Origin of the sequence: Tenacibaculum aiptasiae, assembly GCF_008806755.1 — a bacterium.
Classification (GTDB): domain Bacteria; phylum Bacteroidota; class Bacteroidia; order Flavobacteriales; family Flavobacteriaceae; genus Polaribacter; species Polaribacter aiptasiae.
This window is the reverse complement of the sequence record NZ_WAAU01000008.1, coordinates 292,958-317,769: the sequence shown is the minus strand read 5'-3', so window position 1 is coordinate 317,769 and position 24,812 is coordinate 292,958. Positions and strand designations below refer to the sequence as shown.

23 protein-coding genes are annotated in these 24,812 nt (G+C 30.2%); 9 read left to right on the top strand and 14 right to left on the bottom strand.

Going from position 1 to position 24,812, the window contains the following annotated elements:
* Window positions 1-24: 24 nt before the first annotated feature.
* Complete coding sequence (ccsA, locus tag F7018_RS04265; protein WP_150898759.1) at window positions 25-3,171, top strand: cytochrome c biogenesis protein CcsA; 3,147 nt, start codon at window positions 25-27, stop codon at window positions 3,169-3,171.
* A 103-nt stretch (window positions 3,172-3,274) separates the two neighbouring features.
* On the opposite strand, the gene F7018_RS04260 is transcribed toward ccsA, so the two are convergent.
* Window positions 3,275-4,543 carry an acetyl-CoA hydrolase/transferase family protein gene (locus F7018_RS04260; RefSeq protein WP_150899285.1) on the bottom strand — a complete coding sequence of 423 codons (1,269 nt, stop codon included), beginning with the start codon at window positions 4,541-4,543 and terminating at the stop codon, window positions 3,275-3,277.
* Between the two features lie 125 nt (window positions 4,544-4,668).
* Here F7018_RS04260 and F7018_RS04255 point away from each other — a divergent pair, with 125 nt between their 5' ends.
* Both F7018_RS04255 and F7018_RS04250 read left to right on the top strand, forming a co-directional pair.
* Entirely contained in the window at window positions 4,669-5,883 is a 1,215-nt protein-coding gene (locus F7018_RS04255) for a hypothetical protein (RefSeq protein ID WP_150898758.1), read from the top strand.
* 46 nt (window positions 5,884-5,929) lie between these two features.
* Window positions 5,930-6,379 (top strand): RrF2 family transcriptional regulator, encoded by a 450-nt coding sequence (locus F7018_RS04250; RefSeq protein ID WP_150898756.1) that lies wholly within the window; start codon window positions 5,930-5,932, stop codon window positions 6,377-6,379.
* 6 nt (window positions 6,380-6,385) lie between these two features.
* Here F7018_RS04250 and F7018_RS04245 read toward each other — a convergent pair whose 3' ends face one another.
* The 11 genes from F7018_RS04245 to F7018_RS04195 form a co-directional block, all read right to left on the bottom strand.
* Window positions 6,386-7,168: an ABC transporter permease gene (locus F7018_RS04245; RefSeq protein WP_150898755.1), complete on the bottom strand. Its 783-nt coding sequence runs from the start codon at window positions 7,166-7,168 to the stop codon at window positions 6,386-6,388.
* A complete protein-coding gene (locus F7018_RS04240; RefSeq protein WP_150898754.1) occupies window positions 7,161-7,868 on the bottom strand; it encodes an ABC transporter ATP-binding protein in 708 nt (235 codons plus the stop codon). Before F7018_RS04240 ends, F7018_RS04245 begins: the two co-directional genes overlap by 8 nt.
* Window positions 7,865-9,109, bottom strand: a complete 1,245-nt coding sequence (locus F7018_RS04235) for a nitrous oxide reductase family maturation protein NosD (protein WP_150898752.1) — start codon at window positions 9,107-9,109, stop codon at window positions 7,865-7,867. Before F7018_RS04235 ends, F7018_RS04240 begins: the two co-directional genes overlap by 4 nt.
* The gene (locus F7018_RS04230) at window positions 9,110-9,544 is read right to left on the bottom strand and encodes a CopD family protein (protein WP_150898751.1); all 435 of its coding nucleotides are present in this window, start codon (window positions 9,542-9,544) and stop codon (window positions 9,110-9,112) included. It lies immediately after the preceding gene.
* A gap of 10 nt (window positions 9,545-9,554) precedes the next feature.
* Window positions 9,555-10,967 carry a nitrous oxide reductase accessory protein NosL gene (locus tag F7018_RS04225; RefSeq protein WP_150898749.1) on the bottom strand — a complete coding sequence of 471 codons (1,413 nt, stop codon included), beginning with the start codon at window positions 10,965-10,967 and terminating at the stop codon, window positions 9,555-9,557.
* Between the two features lie 41 nt (window positions 10,968-11,008).
* Entirely contained in the window at window positions 11,009-11,431 is a 423-nt protein-coding gene (locus F7018_RS04220) for a nitrous oxide reductase accessory protein NosL (RefSeq protein ID WP_150898748.1), read from the bottom strand.
* A gap of 1 nt (window position 11,432) precedes the next feature.
* Window positions 11,433-12,023, bottom strand: a complete 591-nt coding sequence (locus F7018_RS04215; protein WP_150898747.1) for a hypothetical protein — start codon at window positions 12,021-12,023, stop codon at window positions 11,433-11,435.
* An 88-nt stretch (window positions 12,024-12,111) separates the two neighbouring features.
* On the bottom strand, window positions 12,112-14,076 hold the full coding sequence (gene nosZ / locus F7018_RS04210; RefSeq protein WP_150898745.1) for a Sec-dependent nitrous-oxide reductase: 1,965 nt from the start codon (window positions 14,074-14,076) through the stop codon (window positions 12,112-12,114).
* Window positions 14,077-14,095: 19 nt separating this feature from the next.
* Window positions 14,096-14,599, bottom strand: a complete 504-nt coding sequence (locus tag F7018_RS04205; RefSeq protein ID WP_150898744.1) for a c-type cytochrome — start codon at window positions 14,597-14,599, stop codon at window positions 14,096-14,098.
* A gap of 20 nt (window positions 14,600-14,619) precedes the next feature.
* On the bottom strand, window positions 14,620-15,192 hold the full coding sequence (locus F7018_RS04200; RefSeq protein ID WP_150898743.1) for a fasciclin domain-containing protein: 573 nt from the start codon (window positions 15,190-15,192) through the stop codon (window positions 14,620-14,622).
* Window positions 15,193-15,296: 104 nt separating this feature from the next.
* On the bottom strand, window positions 15,297-15,638 hold the full coding sequence (locus F7018_RS04195; RefSeq protein WP_150898741.1) for a winged helix-turn-helix domain-containing protein: 342 nt from the start codon (window positions 15,636-15,638) through the stop codon (window positions 15,297-15,299).
* A 272-nt stretch (window positions 15,639-15,910) separates the two neighbouring features.
* On the opposite strand from F7018_RS04195, the gene F7018_RS04190 reads away from it, so the two are divergent.
* The 6 genes from F7018_RS04190 to dsrP are packed head-to-tail and all read left to right on the top strand — an operon-like array spanning window position 15,911 to window position 22,162.
* Entirely contained in the window at window positions 15,911-16,147 is a 237-nt protein-coding gene (locus F7018_RS04190) for a hypothetical protein (protein WP_150898740.1), read from the top strand.
* Between the two features lie 7 nt (window positions 16,148-16,154).
* Window positions 16,155-18,479: a molybdopterin-dependent oxidoreductase gene (locus tag F7018_RS04185; RefSeq protein ID WP_150898739.1), complete on the top strand. Its 2,325-nt coding sequence runs from the start codon at window positions 16,155-16,157 to the stop codon at window positions 18,477-18,479.
* 4 nt (window positions 18,480-18,483) lie between these two features.
* The gene (locus F7018_RS04180; protein ID WP_150898737.1) at window positions 18,484-19,173 is read left to right on the top strand and encodes a nitrate reductase cytochrome c-type subunit; all 690 of its coding nucleotides are present in this window, start codon (window positions 18,484-18,486) and stop codon (window positions 19,171-19,173) included.
* A complete protein-coding gene (locus tag F7018_RS04175) occupies window positions 19,173-19,799 on the top strand; it encodes a cytochrome c3 family protein (RefSeq protein ID WP_150898735.1) in 627 nt (208 codons plus the stop codon). The genes F7018_RS04180 and F7018_RS04175 overlap by 1 nt, the downstream gene beginning before the upstream one ends.
* 7 nt (window positions 19,800-19,806) lie before the next feature.
* On the top strand, window positions 19,807-20,934 hold the full coding sequence (locus F7018_RS04170) for a 4Fe-4S dicluster domain-containing protein (RefSeq protein ID WP_150898733.1): 1,128 nt from the start codon (window positions 19,807-19,809) through the stop codon (window positions 20,932-20,934).
* A 10-nt stretch (window positions 20,935-20,944) separates the two neighbouring features.
* Window positions 20,945-22,162 (top strand): sulfate reduction electron transfer complex DsrMKJOP subunit DsrP, encoded by a 1,218-nt coding sequence (gene dsrP, locus F7018_RS04165; protein WP_150898732.1) that lies wholly within the window; start codon window positions 20,945-20,947, stop codon window positions 22,160-22,162.
* 517 nt (window positions 22,163-22,679) lie between these two features.
* Here the strand turns inward: dsrP and F7018_RS18310 are convergent.
* Together F7018_RS18310 and F7018_RS04160 are read right to left on the bottom strand one after the other, a co-directional pair.
* Window positions 22,680-22,838 (bottom strand): hypothetical protein, encoded by a 159-nt coding sequence (locus F7018_RS18310; RefSeq protein ID WP_175578639.1) that lies wholly within the window; start codon window positions 22,836-22,838, stop codon window positions 22,680-22,682.
* A 1,200-nt stretch (window positions 22,839-24,038) separates the two neighbouring features.
* Window positions 24,039-24,311, bottom strand: coding sequence for an STAS domain-containing protein (locus F7018_RS04160; RefSeq protein ID WP_150898731.1), 273 nt, complete (start codon window positions 24,309-24,311; stop codon window positions 24,039-24,041).
* Window positions 24,312-24,812: the final 501 nt, after the last annotated feature.

The following is a 24,812-nucleotide window of genomic DNA, read 5'->3' as shown; positions in this document are numbered from 1 at the left end:
TTATCTTTTTTAAATAAGTAAAATATGCAAAAACTATATAAAATTTTATCATCATCTTCATTAGCATTACTATTATTGCTAGTATTTGCAATTGCTATGGGAGTAGCTACCTTTGTTGAAAACGATTACGGAACAGCTGTTGCTTGGGCTAGTATTTATGATGCTTGGTGGTTTGAAATAGTAATGTTAGGACTAGCAATTAGTTTCTTTTTGCATATTTTTAAATACAATTTGTTAAGTAAGCGTAAGTGGGCTATTTTTCTTTTTCATTTAGCCTTTGTTATTGTTTTGTTAGGTGCTGGAATAACGCGTTATACTTCTTATAGCGGGATTATGCGTATTAGAGAAGGAGCAACTTCAAATGTAATTATTTCAGATACCAAACTATTATCAGCTACATTTATAAAGGACAATCAACGTAAAACGATTCAAGAAAAATTACAATTCTCTCCTTTAAGAGATAATAGTTTTCATTTTCATGAAAGTATAAAGAATACACCTATTTCAATTTCATTTAAAGAGTATGTAGCAGATGCATCTCCTGAAGTAATTACAGATAGCATTATAGGAGTTCCTTTACTTAAAATGGTTACAACGACAGGTAATGGAAGGAATACAATTTATTTACAAAAAGGAGAAATAGAAAAAATAGGAAAACATCAGCATGAAGTTGGATTTGAAGCTAATAAAGAAGGAATTATTAATATTATAGAGGAAGATGGTAAGTTTAAAATGATTACTCCACATCCAATAGATTTCTTTATGATGTCAAATCAGCAAGCTGGTAGAATTAAACATGATAGCTTACAAGAAATTAATTTAAGAACTTTATTTAGATCGAGCGATTTTTCATTTGTACCTACTTCATACCATCCAAAAGGAAAGTTTAAGTTAATAAGTTCAGCAAAAAGCAAAACAGATAACGATGTTTCTTTAGACGATGCTCTTATTGTAAATCTAACTGTAGGAAAAGAAACACAAGAAGTAAACTTATTATACAGAGAAGGTTTTTTACCAATAAAACATCAAGTAGATTTTAAAGATGGAACGCAAGTTATTTTGTCTTACGGAGCTGGAGCAATTCAGACACCATTTTCTATAAAGTTAAATGATTTTCAACTAGAAAGATATCCAGGATCGTCTAGTCCATCTGCTTATGCAAGTGAAGTAACCGTAATAGATCAAAAAGAAAACTTTGATTATCGTATTTTTATGAATAACGTTTTAGATTATAAAGGATTTCGTTTTTTTCAAGCAAGTTATGATACAGACGAAAAAGGAACGGTACTTTCTGTTAATCACGATTTTTTAGGTACTTGGGTAACTTATTTGGGCTATTTATTAATGGGAATAGGGATGTTTTTTACTTTTTTTGGAAAGGCTTCACGTTTCCAACTTATAAATAAAAAATTAAAGAAATTGAAAACTAAAGCTACTATTATAGCGCTTCTTTTAATTACATTTAGTTCAACATTTGCTATAACTAAACAAGATTCTATTCCTAAAGAAATAGCTATTGAAAGATTAGTTTCTTCCTTAGAAATAGATAAACAACAATCAGAAATATTTGGACGTTTGTTAGTTCAAGATTTAGATGGTCGTATTAAACCAATTAATACATTGGCATCTGAATGTATTCGAAAAATTTCTCGAAAATCAAATTTTAAATACCCAATTGCTACTGGAACAATAAAATTGGATGTAAATCAAGTTTTTTTAGGAATGCACATGGTGCCACAATTATGGCAAAGAATTCCAATTATTAAAGCAGATGTTGATAAAACAGGAGATTTATTAAAAGATGTAATTCAAGGTAAGAATGGTTTATACTCATTTATTAGTTTTTTAGATAAAGAAGGAAATTACTTATTGTCAAATGAAGTAGAAGAAGCCAATAAAAAGAAACCTGCCGAACGTAATGAGTTTGATAAAGAGGTTTTAAAGATTGATGAGCGTTTTAATATTTTGTATAACTTATTTACAGGGAACTATTTAAAAATATTTCCTAAAAAAGGAGATGAGAATAATACATGGTATAGTTATAATCATCATTTTAATGATTTTACTGAAGAAGATGCACGTTTTACTAAAACAATTTTACCAAGCTATTTTAAAGATTTAGAGCAAGGAAAATATAAAGAAGCTTATCAAAAAATGCTTTATATTAAAAAGTATCAGGAAGTGTTAAGTGCTGATATTATTCCAACAGAAGAGAGAGTAGAAGCAGAGCTATGGTATAACAAAGCGAATATAAATTTTTGGTTGTTCCAAGTATTTTTCACTGTAGGATTTTTACTTTTAATCTTAGCCGTAGTAAAGATGTTTACTGAAAAGAGATGGATTAATTTTTTATGGAATGGATTAATTTTAATCACATTAGTATCTTTTTTATTCTTTACATTTAATATCATTTTAAGATGGTATATAGCTCAACACGCACCATGGAGTAATGGATATGAAATGCTCATTTTTGTAGCTTGGTGCTTACTTTTAAGTGGTTTGATAACTTTTAGAAAATCAGATTTTTCATTGCCATTAGCTACTTTGTTTACGGGAGCTTTATTATTTGTAAGTTATTTGGATTGGTTAAATCCAGAGATAACCAACTTAATGCCTGTATTAAAATCATATTGGTTAAAAATACATGTAGCTACAATTGTAAGTAGTTACGCACCATTAGCTTTATCGGCAGTTTTAGGAATTATGGCTTTGTTTTTAATGTTATTTAAAACAAAAAAGAACAAAACTATTATAGAGTTAAAAATTAAAGAACTTAGCTATATAAATGAACTTTCTATGACTATAGGATTGTTTACTTTATCTATAGGAACGTTTTTAGGAGGAGTATGGGCAAATGAAAGTTGGGGACGCTATTGGGCATGGGATCCAAAAGAAACCTGGGCATTAATTAGTATAATAGTTTATGCAATTGTTTTACACTTACGTTTTGTACCAAAGTTGAATAATTTCTTTGTTATCAATACAGCAAGTATGTTTGCTTTTTGGTCAATTATTATGACTTCTTTTGGTGTAAATTATTATTTATCAGGTTTACACAGTTATGCTTCAGGAGATCCTGTACCAATACCAAGTTTTGTGTATGTAATTCTATTTAGTATGATTTTATTAACTGTTTTAGTAGTATACAAACGAAAACAATCGATAAAATAACATTATGAATTTCGAATTTTGTTAGAAAATATAATAGAAAACTCCATAGTCAATAAAGATTATGGAGTTTTTAATTATAAGGGGAGGGGAAAAATGAAAAGTTTTATAACGAAAATCTTTTGGCAGCTTCTCGTTCTAATTCTTCTCTAAAATTTGGATGAGCAATAGAAATTAAAGCTTTTGCTCGTTGCTTTAAACTTTTACCAAATAAATTAACTACTCCATATTCTGTTGCTACATAATGAACATGGGCTCTTGTTGTAGTAACACCAGCTCCTTCTTTTAAGAAAGGTGTAATTTTTGAAATTCCTTTAGGTGTCATTGATGGCATAGCAATAATAGCTTTTCCTTCTTTAGATAAAGATGCTCCACGGATAAAATCCATTTGACCACCTACACCAGAATACTGGTATTTACCAATAGTATCGGCACAAACTTGCCCAGTTAAATCAATTTCAATAGCACTATTAATAGCCGTTACTTTTGGATTTAATTTAATAAGTGAGGTATCGTTTGTATAACCAGCTTCTTTAAAGTGTACTAAAGGATTATCGTCAATAAAATCATATAGTTTTTGAGAACCTACAGCAAAACAAGTAACAATTTTACCTGTTTTAATTTCTTTCTCTTCACCAGTAATAATCCCTTTTTCTACTAAGGGAAGAATACCATCAGAAAACATTTCGGTATGAATTCCTAATCGTTTATGATTGGTTAGGTTATGAAGCACAGCATTTGGAATATTTCCAATACCCATTTGTAAAGTAGCACCATCATCAATTAATTCAGCAACGTGTTTTCCTATTTGAGATTCAATTTCAGAAGGACTTCCTGTAATAGATTCGTGTATTGGTGAATTTACTTCAACAGCATAATCAATGTTTTTAATATGGATTATTCCATCACCATGTGTTCTAGGTACATTTGGATTTATTTGAGCAATAACTACTTTGGCCGTTTGAATAGCTGGTAAGGTAATATCTACAGATACTCCTAAAGAACAATATCCATGCTTATCTGGAGGAGAAACTTGAATAAAAGCTACATCTAAAGGATAAATTCCTCTTCTAAATAACCAGTGAATTTCACTCAAGAAAATAGGCACATAATCACCATTATTTGTGTTAACTCCTTTTCTAACATTGTTTCCTACAAAACAACTAATCAACTTAAAAGAATTAGAATATGGTTCTTCTAAGTATTTAGCTTCACCATGTGTATGAATTTGAATAATTTCTACATTAGATAGCTCTTTATAACGCTCACATAAATTATCTATTAATACATTAGGAGTCATTGCTGCTCCTTGAAAAAATATTTTATCGTTAGATTTTACAATTGAAACTGCTTCTTCAGCGGTTACAATTTTCATCATATCTCTACTCATCATTTTGTTTTATTTATTGCAAAGTTCCGCCGAAAGCTGATGGTATAAAATGATAAAAATCATATTAGTTTTAAGATTATTTTCACCTCATATTCCGTATTTTTACAAGTATGCTATCATCAAATAATTTCTTGCAAAAACATAGTAAAATAGCTTTAGGTTATTTTTTTATTATAGCTTTTTTAGGCGTTTTATTGCGTTTGTTTTCTGTTTATGATTTATCGTTTACTTATCGGTTTGTAGTGCATACACACTCACATATTGCCTTATTAGGATGGGTATATACAGCTATAACAACACTCATTTTTAAGATGTATTTGAGTGAATTAAATATAAAAAGTAAATATCAGAAAATATTTTGGGCAACTCAAGTAACCATCATAGGAATGTTAGTTACATTTCCATTTACCGGATATGCTTTATTTTCTATTATTTTTTCTACACTATTTTTAATTGTTTCATATGTATATGCATACATACTGTTTAAGTATACTCCTGTAGAACAGAAAAAAACACATTCTTATCAATGTGTTCGTATAGCTTTATGGTATATGATTATCTCTAGTATTGGTCCATGGGCTTTGGGAGTAATTATGAAAACAGCGGGAAGTAGTTCCGATTTATATAAGAACGCAATTTATTTTTACCTTCATTTTCAATACAATGGATGGTTTATTTTAGCATTGTTTGGTATTGGATTCTATATTTTAGAAAAACAAAATATTCGAATTTCTAAGAGCGTTTTTAATATATTCTTTTGGTTAATGAATCTTGGAGTTATTTTAACTTTTGGTATTTCATTATTATGGATGAAACCTCATCTTGGGGTTTATTTAGTTTCAGGGTTAGGTGCTGTATTTCAATTAATATCATTCGTTTATTTAATATATAAATTAAGAGATTTTAAAGAAAAAATTAAAAAGTCATATTCAGGTTTTTTCCTTAAAACATTAAAAGTAGTAGTTCTTTTATTTTTCTTAAAATTAGTGTTTCAATTATTAGGAACAATTCCAGAAATAGCAAATAGAACTGCTTCGAATATAGATTTAGTTATAGGCTATTTGCATTGGATTTTTTTAGGAGTAGTTAGTATTTGTTTGCTACTGTTTTTGTATAGTTTTAAGCTTGTAACATTGTCAAAAAGAAGTATTGCTTTTTATGTAACTGGATTTCTTTTAACCGAAGTGCTAATTTTTTATAAGGCGCTAACTTCTTGGTTTAATCTATTACTAATTGATTTTTATTTCGAAGCTTTAGTTATTGTTAGTTTTATATTTTTTATAGCGATAACTTACATTTTTATGAGTCAGTTTAAACGAAAATAATAAAGACTAAAACATCTTTTTTATTACTTTTATATAAAAAACGTGAATGTTATCAAATGCTTGTAAATACGCTATTCGATCAGTACTTTATTTAGCTATTCATAATGAAGAAAATAGTAGAGTAGGAGTTAAAAAAATTGCTGAAGAGTTAAGTGTACCTCAACCTTTCTTAGCAAAATTATTACAACAGCTTACAAAAAGTAAATTAGTTTCTTCTTCAAAAGGTCCAACAGGAGGTTTTTATTTGAATGAACTCAACTTTAAGAATACTGTTTGGGATATTATAAAAAGTATAGACGGAACCGATAAGTTTGATCAATGCTTTATGGGATTGTCTTCTTGTGACGATAAAAATCCTTGTCCCGTTCATTTTACAGTTGCTCCATTTAAAAAGAAATTAATGGACGATTTTAAAGACAAAACCATTAGAGAGTTTACAAAAGAGATAAAAATTAAAGGAAGACATATTTCTTTAAAACAATTAGATGTAAACTAATTCAAGTTAAAAGTCTTTCTTTTTTGATTTTAAAACAATTTTCCAAGTAGGTAAAACTACCCATAATATTAAAACAATACTTGAGAGTAACATACCAAAGTTAGTTCCAAAGAACTTTTGAAACACAGCTCCTGTATAGCCTAATAAGGCTGAAATATCTAGTTTTAATAGAATTAATATTCTCGATAGGTCTACAGGATTAAAAAGTGTAGAGAATAGAGAAAATTGGTCTAAAGGATACTCTTGAAAAACAATTAAAGAAATTAGAAATAAGCCATCATAAATAACTGCTAAAAACAACCATAATAAAATAGCATAACCAAATCCTTTTATTTTGTTTTCATTAGCTAAACCAATATTAAATGCTAAAGCCACGAAAATAAAGGTTAAAAAAGCACCAATAGCTAATAAAGAAATAAAGTTAAAAATAGCAGAAGATTGTATTACTCCATAGGCTAAAAAAGGTATGCCTAAACCTAATACTAAACTTAGAGAAAGAGATAGAGAAACTCCAATATATTGTCCTAAAAATATGGTACTTCTTTTTAAAGGTTGTGCTAATAAAAGTTCTGTAAATTCCCTTGAATTATAATAGTACATAATTCCGAAAATGGTTCCTATTAAAGGAGTTAGTACCACTATAATATTCATTAAGGTAATCACAGCTTTAGAGGTATCATTATTTAGAAATAATAAAACAAAACCAATAACTAAATAAAAGAAGAAATATACATAACTCCATCTACTTCGTAGTAAATCCGAAAAACTATATTTTAATATTTTAAGCATGTTCCTTAGTTAAAATGTTAGCAATTGCATGTTCTAAATCAGTTTGATTGGTTTGCTCTTTCAGTTGCTCAATTTTTCCTTTAAAGTGAATTTTTCCATCTAAAAGAAACACAATTTCATCAGACATTTCTTCAACAAAACTCATGATATGAGAAGTAATTAAAATGGTTTTTCCTTTTTCTTTTTCCCATTTAATCAATTCTTTTAAGTGCAGTAATGAAATAGGGTCTAAACCAGTTGTAGGTTCATCTAGTATTATTAAATCGCTATTAAACATAAAGGTTAACACCAAGTTGACTTTTTGTTTGGTACCTCCAGATAAATTCCCAAGTTTTTGTTTTAAAAAAGGTTGCAACCCAAAGAGTTCTATTAAACCAAAATTTACAGCTTCTTTTGTACGAACATCTTTAATCATTTGAATTAACTCTGATACAGTAAGGTTCTCAGGGAAATTAGCAATTTGTGGTAGGTAATTTATGTTATTACGATAGGTGTGCTTTTTTAAAATATCCTTGTCGTTTATTTTAATAGTTCCCTTATCAGGAATTACCATTCCTAAGATACTTTTTATAAGCGTAGTTTTTCCAGAACCATTTGGACCTAGTATTGCAAAAATTCCTTTAGACTGAATATCTAAATCCAATTCTTTCAATACAGTAATTTTACCAAAAGTTTTATGTAAGTTTTTAATGTGTATCATTGTATCTTGTTCATTGATGGTTCTTTATCTACTAAATTATCTGGAGTAAATGCTGGTGATATCTTTTCAGAAAAATTGATAATATCTACAAACAAACTTCTTAATAATACTATTGCTTCTGGAGTCTTATTTACTACATAAGAAAAGAGTTTTACAGGTCTGTATGGTACATCTCCAATTCCGTTTTTATCTAAATCATAACCTGTATAAGAGCTCCAGTAATTGTTATTAAAACTATTGTCATTTAGTTTACTATTGTATGATAAATCGAAAGAATTGTTTAAAAAATTGTTTCTATAAAATTTATTAGCATAGCAAGCTCCGGCTATTTTTAAAGCCCATCCGTTACTAGTAAAAGTATTTTTAGAATAGTTAATTCTTGTAGATCCTTCAATATTAATTGCTGTAGTGTTTTCTTGAAAGGTATTGTTATTGATTTCAGCATCATAAATTTCTTTTAATAACAATCCATAGGAAGCTGTTCCCCAATTTTTTAAAAAGGTATTGTTGGTCATTGTTATAAACTTTGAAAACATTACTGCTACACCTGAACCGTTATTTTCAAAAGTATTATGATGATATTCATCGTTGTTAGAGAACATAAAATGTAACCCATATCGTAAGTTTTTAAAACTTGAGTTATTAAGAACCTTACTATGGGTTACAAATTCAAAATAGATACCGTCTCTTAAATTATGAACTTTATTCTCTTCTATGAGAACATTAGAACTATGCCATAAGTGAATACCATTTCCCGATCCTGCTTCATCTTTAGCTTCACTAGAAATATGGTTGTTTTTGATAAGTCCATGGTGAGATTTTTCAATTAAAATCCCGAAAAACACAGTTTTTAAACGAACATTTTCAATCTTAAAATGCTTGCTTTTAGAAATATAGATAGCAGCAAAATCTTTGGTGTAACTTTTACCTACATTTTCTAAAGTAATTCCATTAATAGCAACACTATCTGAAGCTATTTTAAGAATGTATCCTTTTTTATTTCCATTAATAATGGCTTCTTTATTGCCTATAATAGTTAAAGGTTTATTTATAAATATATCATGTTCGTTATATACACCTTTTCCTAAATAAATAGAATCATGTTTAGAAGCTACTTTAACCGCTTCTTGTATTGTTTTAATTTTACAATTAGAACAAACACGTAGCTGTTGCGCATTCACAAACATTCCAGTAAAAAGGAAGATACAAGTGATTATATGATATGTAACTTTTAGTTTCATTTAAAATAGTAAACCAGTTCTAAAACTAACTCCAACCAATACAAATAGAATACTTACAAGGGTAACTAGAATAATATGAGCAGCTAATGGTTTTAGTTTTCTTTTTGGGATTAGAAAAAAACGTGCATGAATGGCTAATGCTAGTGTGATTGCTAATAAAACTAGTTTTAGTATTATATGTTTAGAAAAATAAGACTCTAATGTAAACCAACTAGCTAGCTCAGGTACTCGAATTAAAGCCAATGATATACCACTAATAACCAGTACTAATAAAGCAGGTAACCCCACAGGTTCATATGCCTTTTCAAAATTTTCAACTATTGAAAAATCATTCTTTTTTAAGGCTTTTGGGAGAAAACGAATAGCCAGAATTAAATGGCCTCCAACCCAAATTGAGGCAGCAATAATATGTACTAAAATTAATAGTGAATACATTTTTAATGTGTTAAATAGCGTATTTAATACCTAACTGAAAAGATAAATCTTCGTCCATTTGAATACCATTGTAGTTTTCATAAATAGGAGCACCAGTTTCAATACCAATTCTAAAATTTTTAAGGCTCGAGTTTTGATTAAACATAAGATTAAAACCTAGAAATGTTTTTATTTTTTCGCCACCATAGTTATTGGTGTTTGCAGTAGGAACCATCATAGGATTAAGCTCAGTATCTCTTCCTGATATTTTACTTTGAGAAATACCTAAAACTCTTCCGGAAATGCTAATCCAATTGGCAACTTTGTAAGCTCCCCAAATATTAATCTGTTGTGTGTTTCCTAATCTGTAATCTTGACTATTGGTTCCTGTTCTGAAGGTAAATAAAGGTTGTACTCCCCAAGAAATGTATTCGGTATTTCCTTTATAAGTTGCACCCAGGGTAATATCAAAAGTACCAGAACCTAGCTGCATAGCATAAGGAAGTTTGGCATTTTGCATCATAGGAGTATCATCTTTCTGTTTAATGTTACCAATTGGGATGTTTAATGTACCATTTAAGTGGATAGAAGTATTCATTTTATTATAAATGCTATACAATGCACCTAATTTTAAATCCCCAAATCCAGAAGAACTTGTAGAAAAATCTCTAAACATGGTATTACCGCCCATCACCATACGAGCTTTTAAATTCATCTTATTTCTAACAAAATTTTGCATTAGCATAAGAGTTAGCTTATCAGAAGGAGCATACATTACTCCTAACATATACATATCCATAGTCATATTTTGTGGAGCAACCATGTATGAATTAAAAATAGAAGTGTTATTTATAGTAGAAGTTCCAGAACGATTCCCGTCCATTTCCATATTCATATAACGAAACGAAACCATAAACCCATTTTTTGAGTGTAAATGATCTCCCATTACACCAATTGGTGCATGTGCATCAGGTCTATTATGGTGCTCATGATGATGTTCTGTATCTCCAATTTTATTAGTATTAAAAGCATTTCTAATTTCTTGCCATGTATATAGTTTTCCTTTCTTAGTTTTTAGGATTAACTCAGCTTCTTTTTTAGTTTTAAAAGCAGATAAGTTAGCGCCCATAGGACTTTTAATAGCATTACTGATTAGATAAGTAGCTGTTATAGCATTAATTTGTTTACCACTGTTATAATCGGCAACTGTTAGGTTAGAAATAGAAGTTGTTTTTTGCTCTTTTAAATAATTAGCAAGGCATTCAATAGCATCAAAGTTTAGAACTTTATTAGTGTTTGTTGTTGCTTGAGCATTATGTAATTTATCTTTAATAAGCATATTACATTGAATACACTGATTATAAGAATCTTGGTTTTGAGAAATAGCTGTTTTATTTAGAAATAGAACAACAATTAGGCAAAACAAATAATATTTTGCTTTCATTTTTTTGATTGATTTTATTGTTGAATTCTAGTTATATTGTCTTAATTGAAGTGCTCTTTGATAGCTTCCCAATTAAATATGTTATTTCCATTAAGTTTAGCCTCGCTTTCAGTAGCGTAAGCTGATAAATATGCGCCCATAGGGCTTTTAATTTGTTTATTTATTAGATAAGTAGCCTCAGTAGCATTAATTAATTTTTCAGGCTTAGTATAGTCTGTTACTAAGATATGTGCTAAAGAGTTTTCTTCCTTGTTTTTAATATCGTTTAGCATACATTCCGTAGCATCGTATTTAGATGCTCTTCCTTTTTTAGAAACAATTTGTGCAGCGAATTTCTTCTCTACAATTGTCATCTTACAAAAGCTACAAGCGTCGGTACCATAATCAATTTTTTGAGGTTCCACTGTACAGCTAGCTAATAGGAGTAAGGCAAATAAAAAGATAAAAGGCTTTATATAATTCATACTAATTCTTTTTGGTTTGTTTTTTTCCTATGAAATAAGAAGAAAGTGTTAATAACATACCTATAAACATAAAGTAAGCTCCTAATCTAGGATAAGAATGTGCTGTAAAGTTTAAGATTTCTTTAGTTCCCAATAAAGGAGGTTGAAATCCCATAACAGAGCCATCAGGGTTGGTAAACTTCATAATTGCTTTTGGATCTAAATTATGTCCGTAGTCATATTCCCATAAGTAGAAATCGTACATACCCGCAATACCTAAAATAGTCATCACTATAAACCAACCTAAATACCATTTGTAGTTTGCTTTTAATCCTATAAGTACTCCTAAAGCTACCATAATTCCAATTACTACAGGAAAAACTTTAAATTCAGGAATAGTTTTAGGTATGTATTGCATTCCTACATAATGATTCATTAAATTGATATTTTTAATATCAAACTCATTAGTATCAGAAAACTTATTGATATAAATATCCATTCCAAGCGGAGTAGGGTATTGTGGAGCTTCTAAGGTAATATTCCATAAAGGGAATATAAAGAGACCTAATAATAATAAAGCACCGGCTATCATTGTAATTTTAGGCTGTTTCATCTTTTGTTGATTTAATTTTTGATGAAAGGCTGCTTGAAAACATATTCAATCTCAAAACTCAAGCAGCCAGTCAATCAAAAAAAATTAATTACTCACCATCTAAAGACCAGGATAGTTCTATGTTAGAGCTTTTAGGGGATACTCTAACATATCCTTGCATCTCTTGATGCAGCGCCGAACAAAAATCAGTACAATAGAATGGCCAAACACCTACTTGTTTTGGTTCCCATAAAAATGTTTCAGTTTGTCCAGGCATAATTAATAATTCAGAAGTATTTGCACCAATCATGCTTACTCCATGGGGAACATCGTAATCTTGTTCTAAGTTGGTAATATGGAAGTATACTTTATCGCCTACTTTAATTCCTTCAATGTTGTCAGGGGCAAAGTGACTACGAATCATGGTCATGTATACATGTACAGTATTACCATCTCTAACTACTTTTGCATCTGCTTCACTTTTAGTTACAAAAGGATGTTTATTATCTTCTAATTTGAAAAACTTTTTAGAACGAGGTTTTACTAAATCAGCAGGAATACCAGCAGCATAATGAGGCTCTCCAACAGTAGGGAAATCTAGTAATAGCTCCATTTTTTCTCCAGAAATATCATATAACTGTGCCGACTGTGTTACTTCTGGACCTGTAGGTAAATAACGGTCTTTTGTTATTTTATTCATAACCAATACGTATTTACCAAATGGTTTACGAGAGTTTCCTCCAGGAACCATTAAGTGTCCAGGTGAATAATAAGTAGGCTTTCTATCGATTACTTCCCATGAACCTAATTTCCATTTTACAACTTCGGAAGAAATAAAGAACGTAGTATAAGCATTTCCTTCATTATCAAATTCTGTATGTAAAGGTCCTAAACCTGCTTGCTTTACACTACCAGCATTAATAGCTTCAAAATTCAAAATAGGAATTCCGTATGCGTCACCATCAAAAGATTTATCTTCAATAGCTTTCATCATCTTACTGTAAGAGTGTACCGTTAAATCTGCTGATAATTTTCCACTACCTACAATGTATTCACCATCAGGACTCACATCACAACCGTGAGGAGATTTAGGGGTAGGTAAGAAGTAGATTGCTCCAGGTACTTCAGAAGGATCAATTACTAAAACTTCTTTTTTCATGGTAGATGTTGCTGAATGTGTATGCTCATCATATACATTATGGGCATAGTTAGCAGGCATCTTTTTTCCTCCTCCGTTTTTTACATAATCAGCTACTTTTTTCCAGTTAATAGCCGTAATAAAGTCTTTATCATTTTGTGAAGCATTTACTTCTAATAATGTATTTGCTTCTTCAGTATTGTAAGTGGTAAAGAAAAACCAATCTTTAGAATCCCCTCGTCCGGGATGTGCTTTGTCATAATCGAATCCAGGCATTAAAATTTGAAACTCTAAATCCATTCCTCCATCTTCTGGATCTACTTTAATAAATGATAAGGCTCCTTTAAAATTACCTTTGTATTCTTTAATAGGCATATCTCTTTGAGGGACTGGTATAGCAAAACGAGTTCCTGCTACTACATATTCTGTATTTTCTGTTACATATGACGAACTGTGGTTCCCTGCTGTATTAGGAATCTCAATGATTTCAGTAGTTTCAAAAGTAGACAAGTCTATTTTAGCAATACGAGGTGTATTGTTACCATTGATAAATACAAATCGACCATCTAAAACACCATTGGTTTGAGAGATATCAGGGTGATGGGCATCATCCCAAGGAATAAAACCATGAGAAGTATTTAGCATTGGTTTGGTTTCTTCGTTAAATCCCCAAGCTTTTTCAGCATCTACTGAAAATACAGGAATAACTTTAAATAATCTTCCAGATGGTAATCCATATACAGATAATTGTCCACTGAATCCACCAGATACAAAGGCATAGAATTCATCGTGTTCTCCAGGAGCTACGTATACTTTATCGGCATTATTTCCTGATAATACACCGTTGCTGGTTCCTTTTTTATTATTGTTCCCGCAGCTAATCAAAAACAGTGATGATGAGATTATTGCAAGAAATATTTTAATTGTAGTTTTCATAAATTCTTGTTTTTGGTTGTTATAAGGTTCTGAAATATTCTAATACAGCTCTTGATTCTTTTTCAGTTAAATTCTGATTTGCCATTGGAGAACCATTGAACTTGATTAGTAATTCTTTAGCTATAGGATCTTTTTTTACCATTTCTTCTGGGTTTAAAATCATATTCATAACCCATTCTGGAGAACGTCTTTCTAGGATACCTGTAGGGTTTGGTCCTATAAATTTTCTATTTACTCTATGACATGATGAACACTTATTTTTAAATAATAGTTTACCTTCTTCAGCCATTGCTGTATTAATTGTAGGATCTAATTTTAAAGATTTAACAGGACCTATTCCTTTGTTGTTTAAATCAATTGTTCCGCTTTCAGTAGCTTTTTTTACTACTTTTTTAGCAGGCGTCTTTTTTACTGCTTCTTTAGATACTGTTGAAGAATTATAAGAAGGTCTTTTTTTATCATTACCACCACAGCTTATGAAAACTATGATTAGAAGCGTTGTTAGTAGGTTTTGTAATTTCATATGCTAAATTGATTTTAGGGTTAGTTATCTTTAGGTACCAAGACATCTCCAATAACATGGACCCATCCGTTACTTACTTTTACCGATTTTAAAATTTTTGTATTTCCCACATACAAATCGTTACCTTGTTTTGTAACATCTAAATATTTACCAGATGCCATATATAGTTTTCTGTTTTTTCTAACATTTTTCTCCAAAGTTTTTATTGGGTAATTAGCAGGAGCTACATGGTTTTTGAGTACAAAAGCTAACTGTGATTTGTTTTCTGGTTTTAATAATGTTTCTACGGTTCCTTCTGAAAGTTTATCGAAAGCTGTATTGATGGGAGCGAATACAGTTAATGGACCAGCATTTACAAGTGCATCTTCTACACCTGCGGCTTTTACAGCTACGACCAATGTTTTAAAATCATCTAAGGATTTTGCTACTTGTAAAGCATTAGCTTCAGAATCTTTATCAACTACTGCTGCTTGTCCTTTATGTACTGTTGTAGTAGCTTTTGTATCATTATTAGAAGCTTCATTTTTAGTCTCTTTACATGAGATAAAAAAGACCAAAAGTATAAATGATAGTAAGGGAATTTTTATTTTCATCTGTGTAAGATTTATAATTCATGTACAAATTTATAGAGCAGTTTTAAGTTAAAATATGATTAATATCATATTAAAAGACTTTTTTATCTTTTATTAATTTGTAATTAATCTATTTCGTGTAATTTTTTTAACTGTTTGTCTAAATACTTCCAACAATTCATATTAATTGTATCGAAAATATCAATCATCTTTTTTCCATAGGGGGTAAGTTTAGTTCCACCACCTTTTGAGCCTCCAGTACTTTTTATAACAATAGGCTTGTGGTTTGATTTATTAACAGAGTCTATTAAATTCCAAGCCTTTTTATAAGACATTCCAAGTTCTTTAGCCGATTTTGATATAGAGTTAGTCCTATGAATAGATTTTAATAATTTTATTCTTCCTTCCCCTAAAAACATCTTGTTTTCAGCCTCAATCCATATCCTACTTTTTATTTTATATATCATAATCAAATGTTTAATAGCTCAAAACTATTTTAAATAGTAAAAGCTAACTATGATATATATCACTCTTGCTTATTCTTATTTATACTAAAAATAAATTAAAAAAATATTAAAGGTTTTACGCTTTACTAAGTGATTGAAATCTAAGATTCTGTAAGGGTTTCGTTATATTTATGGAGATATAACGTTTTGATAAACTGTTAGTTATGATAAATGTCATATGATTCCTATTGAGTATTTCTGTAATTTGTTAAACAATTAAATATCAATTTTCTATGCCTATTAAAAGTTATTTAGCACATCCACACGAAGGAAAAAAAGAAGAGCTTCAACAAGCAATTTCTGTTTTAAATGGCTGTGAAATTATACCTGCTGAAAATCAAAATGTTCTTGTAGTTGTTACAGAGACTAAAGACGATGCAGAAGATAAAAAGTTAAAAGAAGTTATAGAAACCATAAAGAGTTTAAAATTACTAGCCTTGGTTTCAGGATTTAATACACCAATAAAATAGATACCATATGAGCGCCTCATTATCAAGTAGACGAAGTTTTATAAAAAAAATGGCTGCTACTGCAGCAATGACAGCTGCAGCAGCTATGTTCCCTGGGATTATTTTTGCTAACGAGCAATTAGAAGGAGTAGAGGGAAGAAGTTTAGATTGGAAAAAAGGACCATGTCGTTTTTGCGGTGTAGGTTGTGGAATTCTAGTCGGAGTAGAAAATGGAAAAGCAGTTGCCGTTAAAGGTGATCCAAATTCTACAGTAAATAAAGGATTACTATGTGTAAAAGGATACCATCAAATAATGTGTATTCAAGCAAAAGATAGATTAGAGCATGCTTTAGTTAAGAAGAATGGAACCTATGTAAAAACACCACTTAATGAAGCTTTAGATATAGTAGCAAATAAGATGAAAGAAACCATTGAAAAACATGGTAAAGATTCTGTTGCAATGTATACTTCTGGGCAATCTACAATACCCGAAGGCTATGTAGCTTCTAAATTCATGAAAGGAGCTATTGGTACTAATAATTTAGATTGTAATGCTCGTTTATGTATGGCAAGTGCTGTTGCTGGTTTCTTAACCACGTTTGGTGCAGATGAGCCTATGGGATGTTATGAAGATTTCGATTACGCAGATTACTACATAACTTGGGGTAATAATATGGCTGAAATGCATCCAGTTTTATTTTCTAGAATGTTAGAGCAAAAAAATATTAGAGGTGCTAAGATCATCGATTTTGCTACTAGAACAACACGTTCTAGTATGGCAGCGGATAGATCTATATTGTTTCAACCTCAAACAGATTTAGCAGTTGGTAATGCTATTTGTTATGAGATTATAAATAATGGTTGGGTAAATAAATCCTTTGTAGAGAAGTACTGTAATTTTAGTAAAGGACTTACTAAGATGGGGTATGGATTAGAAGATAAATATAAGTTTAAAGACAAACCTACAAAAATAAACTTCGAAGAGTACAAGGCTTTTTTAGAAGACTATTCTCCAGAGAAAGTATCAAAACTAACGAAAGTTTCTGTAAAAGATATTAAGTATTTAGCTTCAATATATGGTGATCCAAACAAAAAAGTAATGTCATTATGGTGTATGGGAGTTAATCAACATACCAGAGGTACATGGATGAATAATATTATTTATAACATTCATTTATTAACTGGTAAAATTTCACAACCAGGTAATGGTCCTTTCTCTTTAACAGGTCAGCCTTCAGCTTGTGGTACTGCACGTGAGGTGGGAACATTTACGCACAAGTTACCTAAAGGAGTTGTAATGAATCCTAAGCATAGAGCTAAAGCAGCTAAAATATGGAAAGTTCCAGTGGAAAAAATCCCTGCTAAACCGACATATCATGCTACAGAGATGTTTAGAGCAGTAGATAGAGGTGATATTAAGTTTATATGGACACAAGCAGTAAACCCACTAGTGTCTTTACCAAGAACAAGTAGATTCCGTCCAGGGATGGAGAAAAAGTCTTGTTTCGTAGTTGTATCAGATGTATTTCCAACTCCAACTTCTGATGTTGCAGATGTTATTTTACCAGCATCTTGGCATATAGAAAAATCTGGATTATATGGAAATTCAGAACGAAGAACTCAACACTGGGATAAAATGGTAGAAGGACCCGGAGAAACAACCCCAGATGCTTGGATGTTTATAGAAGTAGCGAAACGTATGGGGTATGGTGATTTGTTCCCTTACTCAAGAGAAAATCATGTTGAAGAAATTTATAATGAATACCGTCAATTTCATGAAGGTAAAAAGCACAATATGGCTCCAATTGAAGTTCTTAAAAAAGAATCGGGAGCAATATGGCCTTATGTAAATGGAAAATCGACACAATGGCGTTTTAATTCTAAATATGATCCTGCTTGTAGCAATGGAGAAGAGTTCCATTTTTATGGAAAGCCAGATGGTAAAGCTGTAATATGGCAACGTCCATACGAACCAGCGCCAGAAGTACCAGATAATGAATATCCATTTTGGTTAAATACAGGACGTGTAATTGAACATTGGCATACAGGCTCTATGACACGTAGAATCCCTGTTTTGCATAAAGCAATGCCAAATGCCTATGTTGAGTTTCATCCAGAAGATGCAAATGCCTTAGGAATTAGAAATGGAGAAAAAGTTAAGGTTTCTTCTCGTAGAGGATCTTGTGTATTACCTGCATCAATAAACGAAAGAGGTTTACCAACTAAAGGTCAGGTTTTTGTTCCCTTCTTTGATGAAAACATGTTAATCAACGACGTTACTTTAGATGCTTTTTGTCCTATTTCTAAAGAGCCAGATTATAAAAAGTGTGCAGTTAAAGTAGAAAAAGTATAAGGTCATGAGAAAACGATTAGGTATTATATCTTTATTTGTAATTCTTTTTATTGCTTTTATTGCAATATGGAATTATAGCTATCAGACTGGAAGAGAGGATACATATGTCCTCATAAAAGAAAACGGGATAACACCAATTATCCCATTAGAAAAAGGTGTTTTTAAACGTTCAGAGCATGCTTTAGATTATGTTGAAATGCCTGTAGATGAAACGCATCAACGAAGCATGAAAAACTATTATAATAATAGAGCCTTCTATGGTGCGCCACCAAGTATTCCTCATGATATAAATAGTGAGAGAAACATGGGAGACAATAGTTGTTTAAAGTGTCACGAAAATGGAGGATATGTAGAGAAATTTAAAGCATACACGCCTGTTACTCCTCATCCCGAACTGGTAAATTGTCGTCAATGTCATGTTCCGCAGAAAAGTAATTCATTATTTGTAGCAAATAACTTTAAAAAAGGCACTATTCCTACAGTAGGTAATAATAATGCTTTGTTGGGTAGTCCACCAGCAATTCCACATCAATTACAATTAAGAGAAAATTGTTTAGCGTGTCATGCAGGACCTAGTGCACCTAAAGAAATTAGAGTATCGCACCCAGAAAGAATTAATTGTCGTCAGTGTCACGTACCCAATAATAAAGTAACAGAAGATATAGGAAACTTTATCAGAAAAATGGAAAACTAATGAAGAAAAATAAATACATAAAATTAGTTAGTTACTTGTTTGTCATTGCTTTTTTAATGATTTCATGTAAACACAAAGAACACGAATATCATAGTATTACAGATAAGATAGAGGCAGAGAGTAAGCATTATAAAGGAGTGTCGGTTTCATCAGAAAATTTTATTGATGGTTTAAACATGATTGAAGTAACAGAAAACGAAATCACGTTTAAAATACCTACAAGAAAAGATAAAATTAAATCTTTTAAATGCACAGAATGCCATACACAGCCTTTGGCTAAGATGAAATCTGGAGATATCAAAAAGGCGCATTGGAATATTAAACTAAATCATGCAAACTCTAATACAATGAATTGCATTACATGTCATAATAGCGATAATATGGATGAGTTAAGAAGTATTACTGGACATGGAATAGATTTTAATAAAAGTTACAAACTATGTAGTCAATGCCATCAAAAACAATATAAAGATTGGACTGGCGGAGCACATGGAAAAATAATTAATAGTTGGGCACCACCTAGAGCATCAATGACATGTGTAAACTGTCATAATCCGCACTCGCCAAGTTTTCATACTAAGTGGCCAGCACGATTTAATACACAAAAAGTTAAAGAACGTAAATAATTTAGGCATGAGCAATAACAATAAAAAATGGTTTACTCTAAACCTAAATAGCAGACATAAACAAAAATCAAATTCTTGCGGATGTGGTAAGACAGAAGGAGGATGTAATTCTAATTCTTCAAAGAAAGAACTTAGCAAAGAAGAATTCTTTGAAGCTGCTGTAGATGCATCTATTGGTGAAGAACGTCATAGAGATGGTTTTGAACAAGTTTTTGATGTGAAAATGGATAGGCGTAGTGCTTTTAAAAAGCTAACAGCAAGTTTATTAATAGGAGCTGGAGCGGTAACAACTTCTTGTAGTGTAACAACAAGTAGTGATACTAAAGAGAAAGCTCAAATAGACTGGGAAGAGCAATTTAAAGGAAACTATAAATTGATGACGGATGAAGAGAAGGAAGCAACAGTGAATAGATTGGTTCGTTCATATCAATTACGTACAGGAAAAACAATCAATATGTCTTCTAAAAATGCAGAAGAAGATGTGTTATTTGGATATGCATTTAATATATCAAAATGTCAGGGATATATGGATTGTGTTAGCGCCTGTGTTGAAGAAAATAATCAAGATAGAAATTCTCAAATGCAGTACATCCGAATTCATGAAATGAAGGATGGAAAAGGCTTTAATTTTAATGAAGCTGATGATAATTATTATCATGAAGTACCAGCAGAAGGACATTTCTATATGGGAACTCAGTGTTTTCATTGTGATAACCCACCATGTGTTGAGGTTTGCCCAGTACAAGCAACTTGGAGAGAAAAAGATGGTTTGGTAGTGGTCGATTATGATTGGTGTGTAGGATGTAGATACTGTATGGCAGCTTGTCCATATGACGGACGTAGATTCAATTGGAGTAAGCCTGAAGTTCCTGAAGAAGAGATTAATAAAAATCAACATTACTTAGGAAATAGAATGCGTAAAAAAGGAGTCATGGAAAAATGTACTTTCTGTGTACAGCGTTCCAGAGCTGGTAAAAATCCAGCTTGTGTAGAGGCATGTCCTACGGGAGCTAGAATTTTTGGAAACCTACTAGATCCAAATAGTTCTATACGTTGGGTGCTAGAAAATAAAAAAGTATTCAGATTAAAAGAAGATTTAGGTACAGAACCAAAGTTCTGGTACTTCATGGACTAAAATATATAGTATGAGAAGACTTAAAGTTTTTACAAGTTTAGTAAAAGACAGTTTAAATATAATTACACAAGGTTCTAAAAAGTACCACTTATGGATGGCTTTTTTAACTTTAGTAATGCTTGTTGGAATGTATTGTTATTCAATTCAACTAGAACATGGACTTAGTGTAACTGGAATGACAGATAGAGTTAGTTGGGGATTGTATATTTCTAACTTTACATTCTTAGTAGGAGTAGCGGCTGCGGCAGTTATGCTGGTAATGCCAACCTATGTATTAAAGGATATTGATTTTAAACAAGCAGTATTAATAGGAGAAGGCCTCGCAGTAGCAGCTCTTATTATGTGTTTAGCTTTTGTTGTAGCAGACATGGGAGGGCCTTCTGTATTATGGCATATGATACCAGGTATTGGGGTTTTTAATTTTCCAAATTCAATGTTAACTTGGGATGTAATTGTTTTAAATGGATACTTATTTTTAAATATTACAATTCCATTTTATATATTATTTAGGCACTATCAAGGAAAAGAATCTAAAAAGAGTGTTTATGTACCAGGAGCAATATTATCGGTTTTTTGGGCAGTAGGAATACACTTAGTAACAGCATTTTTATATCAAGGATTACAAGCACGACCGTTTTGGAATAATGCCTTGTTAGGACCTCGCTTTTTAGCTTCTGCATTTGCAGCTGGACCAGCTTTAATTATTATAGTATTAGCTATTATAAGATCATTTACAGCATTTAAAATAGAAGACAAAACTTTGAAGAAGTTAGCAATGGTAGTTACTGTTGCTGCTCAGATTAATATTATTATGTTAATTTCTGAATTATTTAAAGAGTTTTATGCCCCTACGCATCACAGTGAAAGTGCTTATTATCTGTTTTTTGGTTTAGATGGAAAAACGGCTTTGTTACCTTGGATATGGACAGCAATTTCTTTAAATGTATTAGCAACGGTTATATTAACGTTTCATAAGCTACGTAACAATTTAAAAGTATTATACTTTGCTTGTTTTATTCTTTTTATAGCAATTTGGATAGAAAAAGGTTTTGGCTTAATAGTACCAGGTTTTATTCCAGGACCTTATGGTAAAATAGCAGAGTATACGCCAACAGCAATAGAAATAGGTGTTACACTAGGTATTTGGGCAATGGGAGCTTTAATTTTTACAGTTTTAGCTAAAACAGCAATTGGTATAGAAACTGGAAAGTTGAGGTATAAGAAATAGTAAAAAATAATTGGAAATATTTTATTTGTAGAAGAGTGATTTTTTAAGGGAAATCACTCTTTTTTATACAGTGATTTTTTTGTTCTATTAATTTTGTCTATCGAAATAAACTTGTTATTTTCGTTCTCGAAATGTCAAAATTTAAAGCCGGGGGGCTTTTGTTAAGACTAACTTCGAAAAGGAACTGAAAGTGTTCCTTTTTTTTTGCCTATTTCTAGCAAAATAATATCTAAGTAATTCATAAAAAAATGTAGCATAAAACTTCTATTAAGTTTATTGCTACACGTTAGTATAATTTACTTTTTTTTAAGCCTTTTAAGGATAAGCTTTAATTTAAGAAATAAGTATTAAACAAGTAAAAGTGAATAATAAAATAAGGAATAATAAAAAGGATTTAATTTTTCTCATAAAGGTATTCATTTTAAATAATAACGGTTGAATAGCAGAAAACCCTACCTAATTTATTAAGAAATTTTATAAGAACCCATAAAAAAACGAACCGAAGTTCGCTTAAATTTTATCCTGGAAGACATCTTCCTCTGTGACAAATAGCATAAGGATCGTTCCAAGCTAAAACACACTGTTTGTTAGTGTTACATGAAAGACTTCCTCCATTAATAAATTTTTGTTCTTTTCTATTTAAAATAGAACCTAAGTTTGATACACTTCTAATCATAGTAATAAATTTTGATTTGTTTCAAATTTAAATATTGAAAGAGAATAAACTTTAAGAAAAACCATAAAATAAGTAAGGTATTACCTTTTAATTTGTTGTTATTTAGTTTTTTAAGAAGTATTTTGATTCCCTGCTTAAAAAGAAAAAGAGAATCATGAATAATAAAAAAGAAGAAGTTATCACCTCCAGACACTTCTTCTTTTAAAACTAACTAATCTATCAAACTGTAAAATGAAAAAATCAAATTTTTAAATTATACTTCAAAGATAATTTAGAGAAGTACTTATTTTTTAAAAAATTAGATGAAGAGAAATAAAGTATCGATGAGTTACCTTTTTTTATAAGCTAATTGAATTTTTGTCTATTAGTGATAAAATCAAGAAGAAAGTAAACTGAGAAAAAATTGTTTTTTTAAATTTTTAATGTTATATTGTACTTATCTTATTGAGACGTCAATAAGATTTCTTTTTCATAGCAATTTTCCCACTCAATTTTTTGAGTGGGTTTTTTATTTATTGAAATGATTATTTACAGTTAGATTCAATACCTTTAAAGAATATTAATCAATAGGCTGTTTCATAATCAGTTTTTTGAGATATTCAACTTTTCCATTCAGTTGAATTTTTATTAGTTGTTTCTATTACCTAATACTGAGTTACTAGTTAACATAGCATATATGATCGAGCTTTATTTAAGTTTCCATGCTTATACCAGTTAGCACTACAAGTAGATTAAGAAGAAGTTGTTTCGTTTTTAAATTTTAGATCAATTTAAAAACTATCCTTGAAACTATATTTATTTTACAGAACCTTTTAATAGTATCAAATACCAATAAAAATTAATACAAGTGTTCTAATAATAAAAGTAAATACAAATGTATAGTAAACGTAAGTATTAAAAGATAAAAGAATATTTTTCTTATCGTAATACATTATACGTAGCCCCGTAGAAATGAACATCAACAATATTGAGAAATAAAATATTATATTATGAAAATATGTAGCTGTGTTGATTAATAAAATTGTATAACCTATGGCAATTATAATGCAAAGTAATATATCTAAAACATTACATATTTTTTGAGTAAAACTAGTTTCATTAACGTTTAGTTTCTCAGATTTATTTTTAGATAAACTTAGTAGGGGGAATAAATTAATCATAGAGTAAAAATTTAAAATTTAACTCATGCAATAAATAGTTTTAAGAAGCTGGATTTAAACGATTAAATATATCTTTAGCACCATTACCTATGGTAGAAAATATTTTTTGATTCTTAATAGCCAAAGCCCTTAATTTTTTAATAGCCTTTAATCCATCAGAATCAATCTCTTTTATTTTATCTAAATTAATTACTGTTTTCTTATTTTGTGAAATATAGTGCTCAAAATAAGTAATGAAAGATTTAACAGTTGTACAGTTAATTTTACCTTTTAAATAGAAAATTCCTTTTTTTTCTGAGATTTGTAAAGCCATGGTTGTAATTTTTAGTGTTTGTATATGTAAATATCAACTATAGATATCTAATAAGCATGTTTCTTTCGGTAAAACGCAATTTACTTTCGATAAAAAGAAGAAAAATAATAGATAAAATAATTTTAGTTAATTATTTTGTATTAGTTAATTAAATTATTTTTTATAACTAATTTATAATGTTTAGGTTAAGGTTCAAATAGTTAATTTCCTGATAAATGAACAGGAAAAACACTGGTTCGATTAATAGAAATTTAGAATTAATAAAAAAGCTCCCGAAGGAGCTAAGAAAAAAGGGAATTAAATTGTATAAATCTAAGATTTCTCCGTTGTAATTTTTTCAAATAAAATATGAGGCAGCAAAAATATATGCATGTAAATTATTTATATGAAAAAAAGCCGGAAAAAAAGTAAGGGAAATCCGTAATATTTGGAGAAAAAAATTAAAAATGTAATACGATTATTTTAGGAATAAAATGTAATAAAAAAGAAGCGTCCCCCCGG

What these genes read in the sequence shown, in the direction of transcription:
- F7018_RS04225 (WP_150898749.1), bottom strand. Translation starts at nt 10,967, where the DNA reads ATGAAAGCAAAATATTATTTGTTTTGCCTAATTGTTGTTCTATTTCTA.
- F7018_RS04195 (WP_150898741.1), bottom strand. Translation starts at nt 15,638, where the DNA reads ATGATATATAAAATAAAAAGTAGGATATGGATTGAGGCTGAAAACAAG.
- F7018_RS04230 (WP_150898751.1), bottom strand. Translation starts at nt 9,544, where the DNA reads ATGTATTCACTATTAATTTTAGTACATATTATTGCTGCCTCAATTTGG.
- F7018_RS04235 (WP_150898752.1), bottom strand. Translation starts at nt 9,109, where the DNA reads ATGAAACTAAAAGTTACATATCATATAATCACTTGTATCTTCCTTTTT.
- F7018_RS04180 (WP_150898737.1), top strand. Translation starts at nt 18,484, where the DNA reads ATGAGAAAACGATTAGGTATTATATCTTTATTTGTAATTCTTTTTATT.
- F7018_RS04170 (WP_150898733.1), top strand. Translation starts at nt 19,807, where the DNA reads ATGAGCAATAACAATAAAAAATGGTTTACTCTAAACCTAAATAGCAGA.
- dsrP (WP_150898732.1), top strand. Translation starts at nt 20,945, where the DNA reads ATGAGAAGACTTAAAGTTTTTACAAGTTTAGTAAAAGACAGTTTAAAT.
- F7018_RS04220 (WP_150898748.1), bottom strand. Translation starts at nt 11,431, where the DNA reads ATGAATTATATAAAGCCTTTTATCTTTTTATTTGCCTTACTCCTATTA.
- F7018_RS04160 (WP_150898731.1), bottom strand. Translation starts at nt 24,311, where the DNA reads ATGGCTTTACAAATCTCAGAAAAAAAAGGAATTTTCTATTTAAAAGGT.
- F7018_RS04185 (WP_150898739.1), top strand. Translation starts at nt 16,155, where the DNA reads ATGAGCGCCTCATTATCAAGTAGACGAAGTTTTATAAAAAAAATGGCT.
- F7018_RS04175 (WP_150898735.1), top strand. Translation starts at nt 19,173, where the DNA reads ATGAAGAAAAATAAATACATAAAATTAGTTAGTTACTTGTTTGTCATT.
- ccsA (WP_150898759.1), top strand. Translation starts at nt 25, where the DNA reads ATGCAAAAACTATATAAAATTTTATCATCATCTTCATTAGCATTACTA.
- F7018_RS04250 (WP_150898756.1), top strand. Translation starts at nt 5,930, where the DNA reads ATGTTATCAAATGCTTGTAAATACGCTATTCGATCAGTACTTTATTTA.
- F7018_RS04240 (WP_150898754.1), bottom strand. Translation starts at nt 7,868, where the DNA reads ATGATACACATTAAAAACTTACATAAAACTTTTGGTAAAATTACTGTA.
- F7018_RS04190 (WP_150898740.1), top strand. Translation starts at nt 15,911, where the DNA reads ATGCCTATTAAAAGTTATTTAGCACATCCACACGAAGGAAAAAAAGAA.
- F7018_RS04255 (WP_150898758.1), top strand. Translation starts at nt 4,669, where the DNA reads ATGCTATCATCAAATAATTTCTTGCAAAAACATAGTAAAATAGCTTTA.
- F7018_RS04215 (WP_150898747.1), bottom strand. Translation starts at nt 12,023, where the DNA reads ATGAAACAGCCTAAAATTACAATGATAGCCGGTGCTTTATTATTATTA.
- F7018_RS04205 (WP_150898744.1), bottom strand. Translation starts at nt 14,599, where the DNA reads ATGAAATTACAAAACCTACTAACAACGCTTCTAATCATAGTTTTCATA.
- nosZ (WP_150898745.1), bottom strand. Translation starts at nt 14,076, where the DNA reads ATGAAAACTACAATTAAAATATTTCTTGCAATAATCTCATCATCACTG.
- F7018_RS18310 (WP_175578639.1), bottom strand. Translation starts at nt 22,838, where the DNA reads ATGATTAGAAGTGTATCAAACTTAGGTTCTATTTTAAATAGAAAAGAA.
- F7018_RS04245 (WP_150898755.1), bottom strand. Translation starts at nt 7,168, where the DNA reads ATGCTTAAAATATTAAAATATAGTTTTTCGGATTTACTACGAAGTAGA.
- F7018_RS04260 (WP_150899285.1), bottom strand. Translation starts at nt 4,543, where the DNA reads ATGAAAATTGTAACCGCTGAAGAAGCAGTTTCAATTGTAAAATCTAAC.
- F7018_RS04200 (WP_150898743.1), bottom strand. Translation starts at nt 15,192, where the DNA reads ATGAAAATAAAAATTCCCTTACTATCATTTATACTTTTGGTCTTTTTT.